The sequence below is a fragment of the Caulobacter sp. GW821-FHT09H08 genome (genome assembly GCF_059415885.1).
This window is the reverse complement of the sequence record NZ_JBWKOC010000002.1, coordinates 720,467-736,871: the sequence shown is the minus strand read 5'-3', so window position 1 is coordinate 736,871 and position 16,405 is coordinate 720,467. Positions and strand designations below refer to the sequence as shown.

Here is a 16,405-nt window from a genome sequence, read left to right as displayed (position 1 = left end):
CCTTACCTTAGCCCGTTCAGGCCGGCGTCTCGACCGCCACGACCGCCGAGGCCGCGAGACCCTCGCCACGACCGGTGAAGCCCATCTTTTCAGTCGTGGTCGCCTTGACGCTGACCCGGTCGACAGGAAGGGACAGGATCTCCGCCAAGCGTTCGCGCATGGCCTGGCGGTGCGGTTTGATCTTGGGGCGCTCGCAGATCAGGGTCACATCGACATTGATGATCGTTCCGCCCTTGGCGGTGACGAATTCGGCGGCGTGCTTCAGGAACTGGTCCGAGGCCGCGCCCTTCCATTTCGGATCGGTCGGCGGGAAGTGGTCGCCGATGTCGCCTTCGCCGATCGCGCCCAGGATGGCGTCGGTCAGGGCGTGCAAGCCGGCGTCGGCGTCCGAGTGGCCGATCAGGGTCTCGTCGTGCTTGATCGCCACACCGCACAACCAGACTTCCTCGCCCGGTCCCCAGCGGTGGGCGTCGAAGCCTTGGCCGACTCGGGTGATGCGCGCGGCGCCGGCGAGCCGTTCGGCCATGGCGAAGTCCTCGGGATAGGTGAGCTTCATCAGAAGGGGATCGCCCGGCGCGATGGCCACCCGGCCGCCGGCGGTCTCAACCACCTGGGCGTCGTCGGTCGGTTCGCTGCCGGACCAGGCGGCGTAGGCGGCCAGCAGAGTGTTGCGGCGAGCGGCCTGGGGCGTCTGGGCCCGCCAGAGGTGCTCGCGAGAGGTCGTCACCGGGTTCTGGTCGGGCGCGGCGCGCTTCAGCGTGTCGGCGACGGGCAGGGCGGGGAGGGCGGCGTCGGCGCTTTCTAGCGCTTTCAGGACGCCGTCGATGGTCACGCCGGTCAGGAACGGTCGGGCGGCGTCGTGGATCAGGACCGGCTCGTCCTCGGGGCGATGGGCGAGGGCGGCAAGACCCGATTGAACCGAGAGCGCCCGAGTCGCGCCGCCGCGCGCCGCGCGCCAGTGGCCGAGTCCCGCGAGCGCTTCGGGAAGCACCTTTTCGCCGTCTTCGGTCGTTACGATCACGACTTCCGCCGCGCCGGCGGCTAGGAAGGCCTCGACCGACCAGCGCAGCACCGGCTTGCCAGCCACGGGCCGCCACTGCTTGGCCTGGCCCGGTCCAGCCCGGGTTCCGGAGCCGGCGGCGACGATCACGGCTGAAAAGGTCATGGCGGCTGTTTAGTCCGACCGCCACCGAAGTCCAGTCGATCCGGGCTTTACTGCGCCGCACAATGTGCCTAAAAAGACGGCTACGGGGATGATTACAAAATGAGCAATACGCTCGAGGTCGGCGGCGTCGAAGTTCTTGGTCGGGTGTGGATCGCACCCATGACCGGGGTCTCGGACCTGCCCTTCAGAGAAACCGCCACGGCGCTCGGCGCGCCTTACGTGGCAACGGAAATGGTGGCTTGCGCCGAGTTCGCGCGAGGGCGGCCCGATGTCGTGCGCCGCGCGGCCGTGGGCGAAGGGCTGCCGCTGATGGTGGTCCAACTGGTCGGGCGCGATCCGGGCCTGATGGCCAAGGGCGCTCGCATGGCTGCCGACGCCGGCGCCCAGATCGTCGACCTGAACTTCGGTTGCCCCGCCAAGGAAGTGTCCGCCGGCCAGCAATCGGGCTCGGCCATCATGCGCGAGCCCGACCTGGCCGAAGCCCTGGTCCGTGCGGCGGTCGAGGCCGTCGATATTCCCGTCACCGTCAAGATGCGGCTGGGCTGGGACGACAATCTGCGCAATGCACCCGACATCGCGCGCCGTGCCGAAGCGGTCGGCGCCAAGGCGATCACGGTGCACGGCCGCACGCGAAGCCAGTTCTACAAGGGCGTCGCCGACTGGACCGCCGTCGCGGCTGTGAAGCAGGCCGTCTCGGTGCCGGTCCTGGTCAATGGCGACATCATCGACGGCGACAGCGCCCGTACGGCCCTGGAGCAGTCCGGCGCCGACGGCGTCATGATCGGCCGAGGCGTGTATGGCCGCCCGTGGATCGCCGGCGCCATCGAGGCCGCCCTCGAAGGTCGCGGCTTCGCCGAACCCGAGGCCGAGGAACGCCTGGCCATCGCGCTCACCCACTTCCGGCGCAGCCTCGAGTTCTATGGCGAGCGTCTGGGCCTGAAAATGTTCCGCAAGCACCTGGCCTCGTACATCGAGGCCGCGCCCTGGCCGGAGACGGCCGAGGCGCGTCGGGAAGCTCGCTCTACCCTGTGCCGTATCGAAGATCCCGCCATCGTGGAGGCCGCTCTCAGCGACCTTTGGCTTGCGGGCGGGAGACTAGCCGCATGACCGACCGCGCCCGAGCCCTGGGTGGTGTCACCCCAGAGGCCCTGAAGGCCGCCGCCTTCGACCTCAGTCCGGAGCCGGCTCTTGTGGTCGACCGCGATGGCGGGCTGGTAGCGGTCAATGAAGCGGCCGAGGCGCTCTTCGGTCACGGCCTGTCGCTGCTGGCCCGTGGCCGCTTCCGCGCCGCCCTGCCGCCGGGTTCGGTGCTGGTCTCGCTGCTGGATCGCGCCGTGTTCGAGGGGGCTCTGGTCCGCGAGCATGGCGTCGAGGTCAACCTCTTCGGGCAGCCGCCGTTCGAGGCCGACGGCGCAGCCGCACCGCTGGGCGACGGCTCGGTATTGCTGACCCTGCACGTGAAGGGCGTCCTGGGGATCGACAAGGCCGCCGACGCCGCCGGCCTGCGATCGGTCGTGGGCCTGGGCAAGATGCTGGCGCACGAGATCAAGAACCCGCTGGCCGGCATCCGTGGCGCGGCGCAGTTGCTGAAGACCGGGGCCAGCGCCGTCGACCAGCCCCTGGCCCAGCTGATCGTCGACGAGACCGACCGTATCCGGCGCCTCGTCGACCGGATGGAGGCCTTCTCCGACGAAGTCCCGACTCCGCGTGAACCGGTCAATATCCACCAGGTCCTGGACCGCGTGCGGGCCCTGACCGCCAATGGCGTCGCCGACGGGTTGCAGATGAAGGAAAGCTACGATCCTTCGCTGCCGCCGGTCTGGGGCGACGAAGATCACCTGATCCAGATCTTCCTGAACCTGACCAAGAACGCCGCCGAGGCCGCTCACATGCGCGGCGACGACATGGGGACGATCTCGATCCATACCGCCTGGCGTCCGGGCGTGCGGGTGCGCGGCGCCGACGGCAAATCGGTCAGCGGCGCGCCGATCGAGGTCAAGGTGACCGACAACGGCCCCGGCGTGCCGGCGAGCCTGCGCGACCATCTGTTCCAGCCCTTCGTGACCACCAAGGCCAACGGCACGGGCCTGGGCCTGGCGCTGGTCACCAAGCTCGTCACCGCCCATGGCGGTCTGATCGATTTCGAGTCCGAGCCGGGCCGCACCACCTTCCGGGTGCTGCTGCCTGTTGCGCCCCAAATTGGCGCCCCAGAAAACGTGAACAGTCAAACCGCCTTCGGAGACGCCTGAGCATGAACGCCGCGAGCAAGAAGATCCTGATCGCCGACGACGACAGCTCGGTGCGTCTGGTGCTCAGCCAGGCCTTCACCCGGCTTGGCTATCAGGTCCGCGCCACGGGCAACGCCACGACGCTGCTGAAGTGGGTTACGGACGGGGAGGGCGATCTGGTCGTCACCGACGTGATGATGCCGGACGAGAACGTCTTCGACGTGCTGCCGCGCATCCGCAAGGAACGGCCCAAGCTGCCGATCATCGTGATGAGCGCCCAGAACACCCTGCTGACGGCGGTCAACGCCGCCGACGCGGGCGCGTTCGAATATGTCTCCAAGCCCTTCGACCTGGACGACGTCACCGCCGCCGCCCGCCGCGCCTTGTCGCGTCCGGCCGACGCCGAGGCCTCCAAGGCCCAGGCCCGGGCCATGCGTGACGAGCGCCTGCCGCTGATCGGTCGCTCGGCGCCGATGCAAGAGGTCTACCGCACCATCGCCCGCCTGGTGGGCGCGGACCTCACGGTCCTGATCCTGGGCGAAAGCGGCACCGGCAAGGAACTGGTCGCCCGCGCCCTGCACGAACTGGGTCGCCGCCGCGACGGCAAGTTCGTGGTGCTGAACCTGGCCGCCGTGCCGCGCGAGCGGGTCGAGGTCGAGCTGTTCGGGCGCGGCGACGGCGACAACGGCCGCCTCGTCGAAGCCGACGGCGGCACCCTGTTCCTGGACGAGATCGGCGACATGCCGCTGGACGCCCAGACCCGCTTGCTGCGCGTGATCGACGGCACCGAGCCGGTGATCAATCCCAAGACCGGCCGCCGCCCGAACGTGCGGATCATCGCCGCCACCAACCGCGATCTGCGTGGCCTGATCCAGCAGGGTCTGTTCCGAGAGGACCTGTTCTTCCGTCTCAACGTCGCCCCGGTGCGTCTGCCGCCGCTGCGTGATCGCGCCGAGGACATTCCGGACCTGGCCCGCACCTTCCTGCTGCGCGCGGCTCGCGAAGGCTTGCCGGCCAAGACCATCGATCAGGGCGCCCTGGATCGTTTGCGCAGCCATCCGTGGCCGGGCAATGTCCGCGAGCTGGAAAACCTGATGCGCCGGATGTGCGCCCTCTATGCCGAGGAGCTGATCACCGCCCGCATCGTCGATCGGGAACTGCAGGATCACGCGCCGGCCGTTCGCTCGGAAGAGGGGCCAGTCACGCTGGCGACCCTGGTCGAGCGCCACCTGGCCTCGCACTTCGCCGATCAGCCCGATGGCGTGCCGCCGGCGGGCCTGTACGACCGGATCCTGGAGGAGGTGGAGCGTCCGCTGATCCAGCTGACCCTGTCGGCGACCCGCGGCAATCAGGTGCGGGCGGCTGAAATCCTCGGCCTGAACCGCAATACGCTGCGCAAGAAGATCCAGGATCTGGGTGTGGAGATGACCCGCGGACGTCGCTAGCACCTTCAAGGCTGAAGCTTTCTCAGCACATAGCTGTTGAATTTGGGACACACAGTCCTAAACTCCACGGCGATGTCTTCAGTGGCTTACGCGACGGGATCGGAAAGCCCGCCGACCCGGTTCAGCCGGGCCTGGTGGCGGGACCTTCTGCGGTCGCGCTATCTGACCGGCGGCGGCTACGCCCTGGCCGTGATTCTGACGGTGGCGGGCGTCGCCCTGGCCTCGTCGCCGCCCAAGACCGACTCCATCAGCACCGCCAGCACGGTCATCCTGGTCGTGCTCAGCTTCAATCTCGTGCTGATCCTGGGCGTGGCCACCGTGGTGGGGCTGCGCCTCTACGATCTGATCGACGCCCGAGCCAGCGACGCCGGCGCTCGTCTGCACCTGCGCTTCGTGGGCCTGTTCTCGCTGGCCGCCGTAGCGCCCGCCGTGATCGTCGCACTGTTCTTCGGCGTGCTGGTCAATCGGGGCGTCGACGGCTGGTTCAGCCAACGCGTCCAGACCGTGGTCGGCAATTCGGCCAAGGTCGCCAACTCGTATGTCGAGCAGCAGACCAAGTACATTTCCGAGCACATCGGGCCGATGGCCGGTCGCGTGAACGAGGCCGCGCCGGCCTTGGCGCACTCGCCGGTGGCCTTCGGGCACTACCTGGCCGAGGAGACCAAGGACGCCGGTTTCGCCGCCGCCTATGTGCTCGACCGTGACGGCCGTATCCTGGCCCGCGCGGAGTTGCGAGACGCGCCGCCCTTCCTGGCGCCGCCGCCCTCCAGCTACGAGGCCACCGACAGTGGCGAGGTCACCGCCCAGCGGTTCGTGTCCGCCGACCTGTTCCGCGCCCTCTACCGGCTGAAGGCGTTTCCGGACGCCTATCTCTATGTGGTCCGTCCGATCGAGAAGGGCATCCTGAACCACTTGATCGAGACCCAGGACGCGCTGGTGTCCTATCGCGACGCCGAGCGCAGTCGCGGCCGCATCCAGGCGATCTTCGGCCTCAGCTACCTGGAGACGGCGCTGCTGGTGCTGGTCGCGGCGATCTGGGTCGGCATCGCGGCGGCCAACTCGATCGCCGGCCCCGTCGCGGGCCTCGTCGAGGCTGCGGGTCGCGTCTCCGGCGGCGACCTGGACGCCCGGGTCGAGGCCGACACGGGTCCTGAGGAAATTCGCGCGCTGTCCAACGCCTTCAACATGATGACCAGCGAGCTGCAACTGCAGCAGGCGGCGCTGAAGGCGGCCAGTCTCGACGCGGAAGGTCGGCGACAGTTCATCGAGACCGTGCTGTCGGGCGTCAGCGCGGGGGTGGTCAGCTTGGACGAACTCGGGCGCGTCTCGGCCGTCAATCGCCGCGCCGTGACCCTGCTGGGCTTGCCGGACGGCGCCCTGGGCGTGGACCTGATCCAGCTCGCGCCGGAGTTCGAGACTGTCATGGTCGCGCTTCAGGAGAGCCGTCCCGACACCGACGTCGAGGTCGACATCCAGCGCGAGGGCGAGACCCGGCGTCTGCGCGTCCGCGCGGCCGGCCATGTGGCCGAAGGCCTGGTTCTGACCTTCGACGACATCACCCGCCTGATGGCCGCCCAGCGCAACGCGGCCTGGAAGGACGTCGCGCGCCGGATCGCCCACGAGATCAAGAACCCGCTCACCCCGATCCAGCTCTCGGCTGAGCGCCTGCGTCGCAAGTATCGCAAGGAGATCGCCAGCGACTTGGAGACCTTCGACCGCTGCACGGACACGATCATCCGTCAGGTGGGGGACATCGGCCGGATGGTCGACGAGTTCTCGGCCTTTGCCCGGATGCCTGCGCCGCGCTTCGAGCCGGCCAACCTGACCGAGATGCTGCGCCAAGCCGTCTTCGCGCAGAAGTTCCAGGACGCCGAGATCGAGGTGAAGTTGGACGCGCGCGCCGTCGAGGATGTCTGGATCACCTGCGACGAGCGGATGATCGGCCAGGTGCTGACCAATATCCTCAAGAACGCCGGCGAGGCCGTTGGCGCGCGGCGTCAGGCCGAGCCTGAACTGCCGGGCCGGATCACCGCGATTCTGGCCTCGGATGAAAACGAACTCTGCGTGACGGTCGAGGACAATGGCGTGGGCCTGCCCGCCAAGGATCGCGACCGCCTGACCGAGCCCTATGTGACGACCCGCGAGAAGGGCACAGGCCTTGGCCTGGCCATCGTCAAGCGGATCATGGAGGACCACGGCGGCAGCCTGGCCCTCACCGACGCACGCGAGCTTCCCGGAGCCCGCGTGATCCTGAAGTTTCCGACGACCGCGCGGCTAACCGCCGCGGCGCCCAGTGGCGTTGAGGAGATGATATGAGCGCCGACGTTCTTGTGGTGGATGACGAAGCCGACATCCGCGAACTGGTGGCCGGAATCCTGGAGGATGAGGGCTATGCGGTGCGCACGGCCGCCGATTCCGACCAGGCCTTGGCCGCGATCCGCGCGCGCAAGCCCGCCCTGCTTGTCCTGGATATCTGGATGCAGGGCGGCGGCATGGACGGCCTCGAACTGCTGGACATGGTCAAGGCGCTGGATGCCGACCTGCCGGTGATCATGATCTCGGGCCACGGCAACATCGAGACGGCCGTCAGCGCCATCAAGCGCGGCGCCTACGAGTTCCTGGAAAAGCCCTTCAAGTCGGATCGCTTGCTGCTGATCGTCGAGCGGGCGCTTGAGGCGGCCGGGCTGCGTCGCGAAAACCGTCGCCTGCGGACCCAGACGCTCGCGCCTGACGGCCTGATCGGCAAATCGGCGCCGGCCCAGGCCCTGCGCCAGCTGATCCTGAAAGTCGCGCCGGCCAACAGCCGCGTCCTGGTTTCGGGCCCGCCCGGCGCCGGCAAGGAACTGGTCGCCCGCCTGATCCACGGCGCCAGCACCCGCACCAAGCAGGAATTCGTGGCCGTCAGCGCCGCCGGCATGACGCCGGAGCGTCTGGACGTCGAACTGTTCGGCGAGGAAGGCGAGGGCGGTCGTCCGCGCAAGATCGGCGTGTTCGAACGCGCTCACGGCGGCACGCTCTATCTGGACGAAGTGGCCGACATGCCGCGCGAGACGCAGGGGCGCATCCTGCGGGTCCTGGTCGAGCAGCGTTTCCGCCGCGTAGGTGGCGACAACGACGTTCAGGTCGACGTGCGGGTCATCTCCTCGACCTCGCGCGACCTGCGCGACGAGATCGCCGCCGGCCGCTTCCGCGAAGACCTGTTCCACCGCCTGAACGTGGTGCCGGTGCGGGTGCCGGGCCTGGCCGAGCGCCGAGAGGACATCCCGGAGCTGATCAACTTCTTCGTCGAGCGGATCGCCGAGGCTACGGGCTTGGCGCGCCGCCGCTTGGGCGAGGACGCCCTTGCCACGCTGCAGGTTCAGACCTGGCCGGGCAATGTCCGACAGCTGCGCAACAACGTCGAACGCATGCTGATCCTGGCCTCGGGCGAGCCCGGCGAGGTCATCACCGCCGAGATGCTGTCGGGGGCGGATCAGCCTAGCGCAGGTAACGCGGGCGCCATCGGAGCCGAGCGGATCATCGCCCTGCCGCTGCGCGAGGCTCGCGAGCTGTTCGAGCGCGAGTACCTGAACGCCCAGATCCTGCGGTTCGGCGGCAATATCTCGCGCACCGCCAATTTCATCGGCATGGAGCGTTCGGCGCTGCACCGCAAGCTGAAGTCCCTGGGTGTGGCCAGCGCCCGGGCGGAAGAGGAAGAGTAGATGTCGCGTTTCGCCTATGTGAACGGCCAGTTCGTCCGCCACGGCGAGGCCGCCGTCCACATCGAGGATCGCGGTTACCAGCTGGCAGACGGCGTCTACGAGGTCTGGTCGGTGTTCGACGGCAAGCTGGCGGACGCCGAGGGGCACTTCACCCGCCTGTGGCGCAGCCTCGACGAGCTGCGCATCGCCCATCCGATGAGCGAGGCGGCCCTGACCATCGTCCTGCGTGAGGCGGTCCGTCGGAACAAGGTCCGCGAAGGGCTTTGCTACATCCAGGTGACACGCGGCGTGGCGCGTCGCGACCATGCCTTCCCGAACCCGGCCGTGCCCCCGTCGATCGTGATCACCGCCAAGTCGCTGGATCGCGCCGCCACCAACGCGAAGGCCGAAAAGGGCGCCTCGGTCATCTCGGTCCCAGAGAACCGCTGGGGCCGTTGCGACATCAAGTCGATCGGCCTCCTGCCCAACGCCCTGGCCAAGCAGGCCGCCCGCGAGCGCGGCGCGATCGAGGCCTGGTTCGTCGACGACATGGGCCTGGTCACCGAGGGCGCGTCGTCCAACGCCTGGATCATCGACGCCGAGGGCGTGCTGCGCACCCGGGACACCAACGCCAACATCCTGCGTGGCATCACCCGTTCGACCCTCCTGGAAGTGATCCGCGAAAGCGGCCTGCCGATCAGCGAAAAGCCGTTCACGATCGCCGAGGCCCAGGCCGCCAAGGAGGCCTTCATCACCGGCGCCGGTTCGCTGGTGACCCCGATCATCGAGGTCGACGGCGTAAAACTTGGGGACGGCAAGCCGGGACCGGTGGCGAACAACCTCCGGCGCTCCTATATCGAGCGCGCTCGACAGAAAGCCGTCTGAGATCGGATCAATATCCGACCGGCGCGACTTTATGTCGGGCGAGCATGCGGAATTTTTCGCTGAGGGCGTGTCGCTTTCAGCGAAAAATCATCTAGCATGACCTTGTGTGTGGGGGGCGTGTGGCCCTCCGAAAACAAAAGAGGGGAACCCCCGATGTCCGCCGAAAAGAAGCAAAACCTTCAGGACACCTTCCTGAACAGCGTGCGCAAGTCGAAGACGCCGCTCACCATCTTCCTCGTCAATGGCGTAAAGCTGCAGGGCGTGGTCAGCTGGTTCGACAACTTCTGCGTCCTCCTGCGTCGCGATGGCCAGTCGCAACTGGTCTACAAGCACGCCATTTCCACCATCATGCCGGCTCAGCCTGTTCAGCTCTATGAGCCCAGCGCCGACTCCGACGACTGAATCTAGAGACGCTTGTCCAAGTCCACATCCAAGTCGATTGACCACGCCGCGCCGATCCTAAAGGCGCTCGTGATCCACCCCGCGCGCCAGTTGCGTGGCCAGGCGGCCCTCGAAGCCCGGGATCCCAATGCCCGGCTCGAGGAGGCCGTCGGCCTGGCCATCGCTCTCGACCTCGAAGTGGTCGAGACGATGATCGCGCCCCTGCGCCTCGTCACGCCGGCGACCTTGTTCGGCAAGGGCAAGGTCGAAGAGTTCGCCGCGATCTGCGAGGTCGAGCACATCGACGTCGCCGTCTTCGACGACCAGCTGACCCCGATCCAGCAACGCAACCTCGAAAAGGCGCTGAAGGTGAAGGTCGTGGACCGCACGGGGCTGATCCTCGAGATCTTCGCCCGGCGGGCCCGGACCCGGGAAGGCAAGCTGCAGGTCGAGCTGGCCAGGCTCGATTATGAGCGCTCGCGCCTCGTCCGCACCTGGACCCACCTGGAACGCCAGCGCGGCGGCACCGGCTCGACTGGCGGCCCCGGCGAAACCCAGATCGAAATCGACCGCCGCCTGATCGCCAACGTGATCATCAAGCTCAAGAAGGAGCTTGAGGAGGTGCGTCGTACGCGGACCCTGCATCGCAGCGCCCGCAAGAAGGTCCCGTACCCGACGGTCGCTCTGGTCGGCTACACGAACGCCGGCAAGTCCACGCTGTTCAACCGCCTGACCGAAGCGGAAGTCCTGGCCAAGGACATGCTGTTCGCGACGCTGGACCCGACCCTGCGAACGGTGAAGCTGCCCGACGGCCGGCCGGCGATCATGTCCGACACCGTCGGTTTCATCTCCGACCTGCCGCACGAACTGGTCGAGGCCTTCCGCGCCACTCTCGAGGAGGTGCAGGAGGCCGACGTGGTGCTGCACGTCCGCGACGTCGCCAACCCCGACAGCGAGGCGCAGGCCCGTGACGTCGCGACGGTGCTGTCCGAACTGGGCGTCACCTTCGACGAGGGCAAGACCGTCGTCGAAGTCTGGAACAAGATCGACCTGCTGGCCGAGGACGACCGCGAGGACATCGAGGGCCAGGCCCGCCGCAAGGAAGCCTCCGCGGTCTCGGCCGTGACGGGCGAGGGCTGCGAAGCCCTGCTGCGCCGGATCAGCGGCCTGATCGACGACTCGCCGCCGGTTGAGATCCAGCTGAAGGCCCAGGATGGCCAGGCCATCGCCTGGATCTACCGCAACGGCCGGGTGCTGAGCCGTTACGACGGTCCAGACGGCGACGTCACGATCGTCACCCGGCTCGACAGCCAGGCGCTCGGCCGGTTCGAGCGCCAGTATCCCGGCGCCCTCGTCGGGACAGTCGACTAAGCAAAAACACCGCTCATCCCCGCGAAAGCGGGGACCCAAGCGGCGATTGGGGATGGCTCATCGTCCGCGCAGCTTGCTGAAAGTCAGCTTGGGTCCCCGCTTTTGCGGGGATGAGCGGCAGATGTTGCCTTCTCCGCCGCCTTGGCGTCGTTCCACAGCGCGTCCATTTCCGCCAGATCCGACTGGTCCGGCGTCTTGCCGCGCTGGGCCAGGCCCGCTTCCACGAAGGCGAAGCGGCGAGCGAACTTGGCGTTGGTGGCGCGCAGGGCGTCTTCCGGATCGACGTCCAGCTTGCGAGCCAGGTTGGCGCAGACGAACAGGATGTCGCCCAGTTCCTCGCGGGCCTTGGCCATGTCGCCGGCCTCGATCTCGATCGCGATCTCGTCGGTCTCTTCGCGCAGCTTGTCCAGGACTTCGTTGGCGGTCGGCCAATCGAAGCCGACGCGGGCGGCGCGCTTGGTCAGCTTCACGGCGCGGGTCAGGGCGGGCAGGCCGGTCGGGACGTCGTCCAGCACGCCGGTCTTGGCCTTGGCCTTGCGCTCCTCGGCCTTTAGCTGTTCCCAGCCGGCGACCTGGGCCGACAGGTCGTCATAGGCGTGGTCGCCGAACACATGGGGATGGCGGCGGATCATCTTGTCGTTGATGGCGGCGGCGACGTCCTTGAGATCGAACGCGCCCTGCTCCTCGGCCATCCGAGAGTGGAACACGACCTGCAGCAACAGATCGCCCAGCTCTTCCTTCAGCTCGCCCAGATCGCCCCGCTCGATCGCGTCAGCGACCTCGTAGGCCTCCTCGACCGTGTAGGGCGCGATCGTCGCGAAGGTCTGCTCCAGGTCCCAGGGGCAGCCGCCATCGGGATCGCGCAGCTTCGCCATGATCTCGATCAGGCGGAAGAGGGGGTGGTCTTCACTCGGCGGGGGCGACAATGACATGAGGATCCGGCTCGGCTGCGGGCTTGGCGTCCACCGCCGCCGCATCCCGCGCCGCGAGCTGGCGCTGAATCTCGGCGAGACGGTTCGCATCCAGCGGATACCGCAGCATGATCGCCGCGACCAGCAGGGCGAGGCCCGCCGGCGCAAATGCGTAGAGACCGACCAGGGCGGCGTCGCCGGCCGGGGTCGGCGCCTTGGGATCGAACCCCATCCAGCCCAGGGCGATGAACACCGCCACGGCCAGGGCGTAGCCCAGCTTCACCGTGCCGGTGACTACCGCATACAGCAGGCCGGTCTTGTCGACGCCGCTGGCCAGGCGCTCCTCGTCGCCGATATCGGCCATCATCGAGCGGACCAGGACCGGCGCGGCGGAGTAGGGCAGGCCGGCCAGGATCAGCACGAACATGCCGATCAGCGAGTTACCCGCCGGCGTGACGACGGCGGCGACCTGGACGCCGGCATAGACGATCGCCGCGACGGTCAGCGCGCGGTGCTTGCCGATCCGCTTGGCCAGCAGCGGCCAGATCGGCGCGCCGGCCAACGCCGCGATGAAATAGACCAGCAGCAGGACGCCGGCCTGGGTCTTGTCGAAGTGCTTGATGCGCTCGAAGAAGAACAGGAACAGCGTCCCGGCGATGCCCGGCGCCAGGCCCATCAGCAGGTCAGCGAACAGCAGCCGCTGGACCGAGGGGCGTTTCAGCAGCTGGAGATACTGCTTGATGCCGCTATCGCCCTGCTTGGGCGGAGGCGGCGGCTCGCCGACGCTGGAGACGGCCAGCAGGATGGTCAAAGGCGCCAGGATGACGATGAACCAGCCCATGGCGCGGACGCTGGCGATGTGGTCGCCCTTGAACACGCCGGTGATCAGCGGCGGCAGGCACAGCACCAGGATCATGCCCACCACGTTGCCGGCCTGCCACCAGCTGTAGATCCGCGATCGCTGCTGGTAGTCGCTGGACAACACCGCGCCCCAGGCGGTCTGGGACAGCGAGGTCATGGTGTAGCCGATGTAGAGCACGGCCAGCCAGAACCAGAGATACAGCGGCCCGACCCCGGGCTTGGCCATGAAGAGGGCGAAGACGCCGACCGCCAGGATCGGCGCGCCGATCAGCATCCAGGTGCGAAAGCGGCCCAGGCGCGTGCGGGTTCGGTCGAGAATGCCGCCGAAGATCGGGTCGAAGATGATGTCGACCAGCTTCACGATCAGGAACGCCGCGCCGACGGTCGTTAGCGAGAGTCCCAGCGAGTTGATGTAGTACTCGGGCAGATAGACCACGAGCGGCAGGCCCATGGCCGCGATCGGGATGCAGGGCGCCGCGAAGGCGGCCAGCGACCAAGATGAACGTCTGTCGGTCATCGTGTTACTCCTCCCCGCGCTGTTGATCGCGCTCGGTCACTCCGCCTTTGGACGGCTGTTTGAAACGAGTGTGCGAGCAATGTTCGTCGAGCGCCAGCCCTTCTGAACAATGATCAGTTTTGCGGCTTCAGACGCAGGGGGAGACCGGCGGCGACAAGGTAGACCTCGTCGACCGCCTGGGCGAGCCGCTGGTGCAGTCGTCCGGCCTCGTCGCGGAACCGGCGTCCCAGCGGGGTCTCCGGCACAATCCCCATGCCTACCTCATTGCTGACCAGCCAGAGCCGGGCAGAGCAGGCGGCCACGGCTTGCACCAGCGCGTCGGCGGCCGTCGGAACGTCCCGTTCGGCCAGCATCAGGTTCGAGAGCCACAACGTCAGGCAGTCGACCACGGCCACGGCGTCGACGGGCAGGGCGCCGATCGCGTCGACGAGGGCGAGGGGCGCCTCGACGGTCGTCCACGATTCGCCCCGGTCGGCGCGATGCCGGGCGATCCGTTCGGCCATCTCATCGTCGAAAGCCTGCCCCGTCGCGATCAGCATCGGACGCCCCGCGCCGGCGGCGTTTTCCGCCGCTTTCTGGGCGAAGGCGCTCTTGCCGGAGCGGGCTCCGCCCAACACCAGGGTGGTCGTCATGGAAGCTCCACATTGACGGTGTGCGATGCAGCATATAGGGCTGGCGACGCGTCAGGCTCCTCGAAAGAGGATTAAAAGGGAACGAGGTTCAAGACCTCGGCTGCCCCCGCAACTGTAAGCGGCGAGTTCTAGCGTCACATGCCACTGGGCCCTCACGGCCTGGGAAGGCGACGCCAAGAGCGATGACCCGTGAGCCAGGAGACCTGCCCGGCGCGGTCGTTCATCGCTTGGCCGGGGTGCGCCAAACGAACGGGGTCTCCCGAGAAACGACTGTCACAGGACCGCGTGTCGGTCCGAGGCGTACGCGTGGCTTTTAGAGCTTGCGAGTGCGTCGCGGGTCAGTGCGCGGATCGTTTCGAACGGGAAGAAGACCATGATCCGAGCGCTTTTGAGCTCAACCGCCATTTCCACCATCCTGATTGCCGGCGCCGCCATGGCCGACGAGCAGAAGGCCCCCGAGGCCGACGTCGCCGGCAAGGCGGGCGCCAACGGCGTCGCCGAACTGGTGGTCACCGCAACCCGAACCGCCCAACCGATCGAGAAGGTCGGCGCGTCCGTCACCGTCCTGACCCAGCCGGCCATCGAGGCCAGCCAGGCGATCTCGGTGACCGAACTTCTGGCCCAGGCGCCGGGCGTCAGCTTCACCCGCAACGGCGGTCCGGGCATGACCACCAGCCTCAACATCCGCGGCGCCGAGACCCAGCACACCGTGGTGCTGATCGACGGCGTCAAGCTGAACGACCCGTCCTCGACCCAGGGCGGCTTCAACAGCGGCAACCTGCTGGTCGGCGACATCTCGCGCATCGAGATCCTGCGCGGCGCCCAGTCCACCCTGTGGGGCAGCCAGGCCATCGGCGGCGTGGTCAACATCGTGACCGCCGACCCGACCAGCCCGTTCACCAGCTCGGTCGACGTCGAGGCCGGCGCGCGCAAGACCGGCTACCTGCGAGCCGGCGTCGGCGGCGCCACCGAGAAGATCACCTGGCGCGTCGCGGGCGGCTACTACACCACCGACGGCTTCTCCTCGTACAAGCCGGGCAAGGAGAAGGACGGCTACCAGAACGCCGGTGTCTCCGGTCGCCTGCGCTTCCAGATCAACGAGAACGTCTCGGCCGAGGTCCGTTCGGTCTATTCGCGCGGCAAGAACGACTTCGACGGCTTCAACGTCGACAGCGCCGAGTTCGGCCGGACCAAGGAACTGGTCGTCTATAGCGGCCTGAACTTCGCCCTGCTGGACGGTCGCTGGAACAACCGCGTCGGCTTTGCCTACACCGACACCGACCGCGAGAACTACAACCCCGCGCGCGCCGTGCCGATGACCTTCGACGCCGCCGGCAAGAACAAGCGCTGGGAATACCAGGGCGCCTTCGCGATCACCGACATCGTCAACGCCACCTTCGGCGCCGAGAGCGAGCAGGCCCGCATGCGCACCCGCTCGCCGTCCGTCGCCCAGCCGCTGATCGCCTTCCGCACCGGCAAGGTCGGCGTCGACAGCGTCTATGGCCAGCTGCAGGTGGAACCGGTGAAGGGCCTGACCCTGACCGGCGGCCTGCGCTACGAGGACCACGACACCTATGGCAGCCACACCCTGGGTCAGGTCGCGGCCGCCTGGGCGCTGAACGAAGGTAACACCGTCCTGCGCGCCAGCTTCGGCCAAGGCTTCCGGGCCCCGGGCCTCTACGAGCTCTATAGCGAATACGGCAACCTGACCCTGTCGCCGGAAGACTTCGACAGCTGGGACGCCGGCATCGAGCAGCGCTTCCTGGGCGGCAAGGCCCGCGCCTCGGCGACCTGGTTCCACCGCGAAGCCGACAACGAGATCCGCTTCTTCTCGTGCGCCTCGGGCTCGACGACGGCGCTGTGCAATCCGGGCGGGACCTTCCGCTTCGGCTATTACGACAACGTCCAGAAGACCAAGGCCCAGGGCCTGGAGCTGATAGGCGAGCTGAAGCCGGTCGAGAGTCTGACCTTCACGGGCAACTACACCTATACCGACGCCGAGTCCGATAGCGGCGCCAGCAAGGGCAAGCAGCTGACCCGCCGGCCCAAGAACATGGCCAACCTGTCGGCGACCTATCGCTGGCCGGTCGGCCTGTCGACCACGGTGGCCGCGCGTCGGGTGGGCAAGACCTACAACAACGACACCAACACCCAGGTGGTCGCCGGCTACACGACCGTCGACCTGCGGGCTTCGTATTCGATCAGCGAGACCCTGGAAGCCTTCGGCCGCGTCGAGAATGCGTTCGACAAGGACTACCAGACGATCCTGAACTACGGGACGCCGGGACGCGGGGCCTTCATCGGCCTGCGCGCGCGGTTCTAGTCCCGG

General features: G+C 67.8%; 13 protein-coding genes and 1 riboswitch. Of the genes, 9 read left to right on the top strand and 4 right to left on the bottom strand.

Features of this window, described 5'->3' with window-relative positions:
- Nucleotides 1-16: 16 nt before the first annotated feature.
- Entirely contained in the window at nt 17-1,165 is a 1,149-nt protein-coding gene (locus AC07NN_RS08465) for a bifunctional 2-C-methyl-D-erythritol 4-phosphate cytidylyltransferase/2-C-methyl-D-erythritol 2,4-cyclodiphosphate synthase (protein ID WP_494639492.1), read from the bottom strand.
- A 99-nt stretch (nt 1,166-1,264) separates the two neighbouring features.
- Between AC07NN_RS08465 and dusB the strand changes: the two genes are divergently transcribed.
- From dusB to hflX, 8 genes are all read left to right on the top strand, one after another.
- On the top strand, nt 1,265-2,272 hold the full coding sequence (gene dusB / locus AC07NN_RS08460) for a tRNA dihydrouridine synthase DusB (RefSeq protein WP_494639490.1): 1,008 nt from the start codon (nt 1,265-1,267) through the stop codon (nt 2,270-2,272).
- Complete coding sequence (locus tag AC07NN_RS08455) at nt 2,269-3,414, top strand: two-component system sensor histidine kinase NtrB (RefSeq protein ID WP_494639488.1); 1,146 nt, start codon at nt 2,269-2,271, stop codon at nt 3,412-3,414. The genes dusB and AC07NN_RS08455 overlap by 4 nt, the downstream gene beginning before the upstream one ends.
- Before the next feature lie 2 nt (nt 3,415-3,416).
- Nucleotides 3,417-4,838: a sigma 54-interacting transcriptional regulator gene (locus AC07NN_RS08450; protein WP_494639486.1), complete on the top strand. Its 1,422-nt coding sequence runs from the start codon at nt 3,417-3,419 to the stop codon at nt 4,836-4,838.
- 72 nt (nt 4,839-4,910) lie between these two features.
- Complete coding sequence (locus AC07NN_RS08445) at nt 4,911-7,154, top strand: sensor histidine kinase NtrY-like (protein ID WP_494639484.1); 2,244 nt, start codon at nt 4,911-4,913, stop codon at nt 7,152-7,154.
- Nucleotides 7,151-8,539 carry a nitrogen assimilation response regulator NtrX gene (gene ntrX, locus AC07NN_RS08440; protein WP_494639482.1) on the top strand — a complete coding sequence of 463 codons (1,389 nt, stop codon included), beginning with the start codon at nt 7,151-7,153 and terminating at the stop codon, nt 8,537-8,539. The genes AC07NN_RS08445 and ntrX overlap by 4 nt, the downstream gene beginning before the upstream one ends.
- Nucleotides 8,540-9,403: a D-amino-acid transaminase gene (locus AC07NN_RS08435; RefSeq protein WP_494639480.1), complete on the top strand. Its 864-nt coding sequence runs from the start codon at nt 8,540-8,542 to the stop codon at nt 9,401-9,403.
- A gap of 153 nt (nt 9,404-9,556) precedes the next feature.
- Nucleotides 9,557-9,805 (top strand): RNA chaperone Hfq, encoded by a 249-nt coding sequence (hfq, locus tag AC07NN_RS08430; protein ID WP_013079113.1) that lies wholly within the window; start codon nt 9,557-9,559, stop codon nt 9,803-9,805.
- 12 nt (nt 9,806-9,817) lie between these two features.
- The gene (hflX, locus tag AC07NN_RS08425; protein ID WP_494639478.1) at nt 9,818-11,155 is read left to right on the top strand and encodes a GTPase HflX; all 1,338 of its coding nucleotides are present in this window, start codon (nt 9,818-9,820) and stop codon (nt 11,153-11,155) included.
- 83 nt (nt 11,156-11,238) lie between these two features.
- Here hflX and mazG read toward each other — a convergent pair whose 3' ends face one another.
- The 3 genes from mazG to cobU all read right to left on the bottom strand — a co-directional run bounded on the left by mazG (nt 11,239) and on the right by cobU (nt 14,076).
- A complete protein-coding gene (mazG, locus tag AC07NN_RS08420; RefSeq protein ID WP_494639476.1) occupies nt 11,239-12,087 on the bottom strand; it encodes a nucleoside triphosphate pyrophosphohydrolase in 849 nt (282 codons plus the stop codon).
- Nucleotides 12,062-13,444 (bottom strand): MFS transporter, encoded by a 1,383-nt coding sequence (locus AC07NN_RS08415; protein ID WP_494639474.1) that lies wholly within the window; start codon nt 13,442-13,444, stop codon nt 12,062-12,064. Before AC07NN_RS08415 ends, mazG begins: the two co-directional genes overlap by 26 nt.
- 113 nt (nt 13,445-13,557) lie before the next feature.
- Nucleotides 13,558-14,076 (bottom strand): bifunctional adenosylcobinamide kinase/adenosylcobinamide-phosphate guanylyltransferase, encoded by a 519-nt coding sequence (gene cobU / locus AC07NN_RS08410; protein WP_494639472.1) that lies wholly within the window; start codon nt 14,074-14,076, stop codon nt 13,558-13,560.
- A gap of 36 nt (nt 14,077-14,112) precedes the next feature.
- A riboswitch (cobalamin riboswitch) is annotated at nt 14,113-14,301 on the top strand.
- A 148-nt stretch (nt 14,302-14,449) separates the two neighbouring features.
- Here cobU and AC07NN_RS08405 point away from each other — a divergent pair.
- Entirely contained in the window at nt 14,450-16,399 is a 1,950-nt protein-coding gene (locus tag AC07NN_RS08405) for a TonB-dependent receptor plug domain-containing protein (RefSeq protein WP_494639470.1), read from the top strand.
- The last annotated feature ends 6 nt before the right edge of the window (nt 16,400-16,405 follow it).

Excerpts from the sequence above, each read along its gene's own strand:
- AC07NN_RS08465 (WP_494639492.1), bottom strand. The coding sequence starts at position 1,165 with ATGACCTTTTCAGCCGTGATCGTCGCCGCCGGCTCCGGAACCCGGGCT.
- dusB (WP_494639490.1), top strand. The coding sequence starts at position 1,265 with ATGAGCAATACGCTCGAGGTCGGCGGCGTCGAAGTTCTTGGTCGGGTG.
- AC07NN_RS08455 (WP_494639488.1), top strand. The coding sequence starts at position 2,269 with ATGACCGACCGCGCCCGAGCCCTGGGTGGTGTCACCCCAGAGGCCCTG.
- AC07NN_RS08450 (WP_494639486.1), top strand. The coding sequence starts at position 3,417 with ATGAACGCCGCGAGCAAGAAGATCCTGATCGCCGACGACGACAGCTCG.
- AC07NN_RS08445 (WP_494639484.1), top strand. The coding sequence starts at position 4,911 with ATGTCTTCAGTGGCTTACGCGACGGGATCGGAAAGCCCGCCGACCCGG.
- ntrX (WP_494639482.1), top strand. The coding sequence starts at position 7,151 with ATGAGCGCCGACGTTCTTGTGGTGGATGACGAAGCCGACATCCGCGAA.
- AC07NN_RS08435 (WP_494639480.1), top strand. The coding sequence starts at position 8,540 with ATGTCGCGTTTCGCCTATGTGAACGGCCAGTTCGTCCGCCACGGCGAG.
- hfq (WP_013079113.1), top strand. The coding sequence starts at position 9,557 with ATGTCCGCCGAAAAGAAGCAAAACCTTCAGGACACCTTCCTGAACAGC.
- mazG (WP_494639476.1), bottom strand. The coding sequence starts at position 12,087 with ATGTCATTGTCGCCCCCGCCGAGTGAAGACCACCCCCTCTTCCGCCTG.
- AC07NN_RS08415 (WP_494639474.1), bottom strand. The coding sequence starts at position 13,444 with ATGACCGACAGACGTTCATCTTGGTCGCTGGCCGCCTTCGCGGCGCCC.
- cobU (WP_494639472.1), bottom strand. The coding sequence starts at position 14,076 with ATGACGACCACCCTGGTGTTGGGCGGAGCCCGCTCCGGCAAGAGCGCC.
- AC07NN_RS08405 (WP_494639470.1), top strand. The coding sequence starts at position 14,450 with ATGATCCGAGCGCTTTTGAGCTCAACCGCCATTTCCACCATCCTGATT.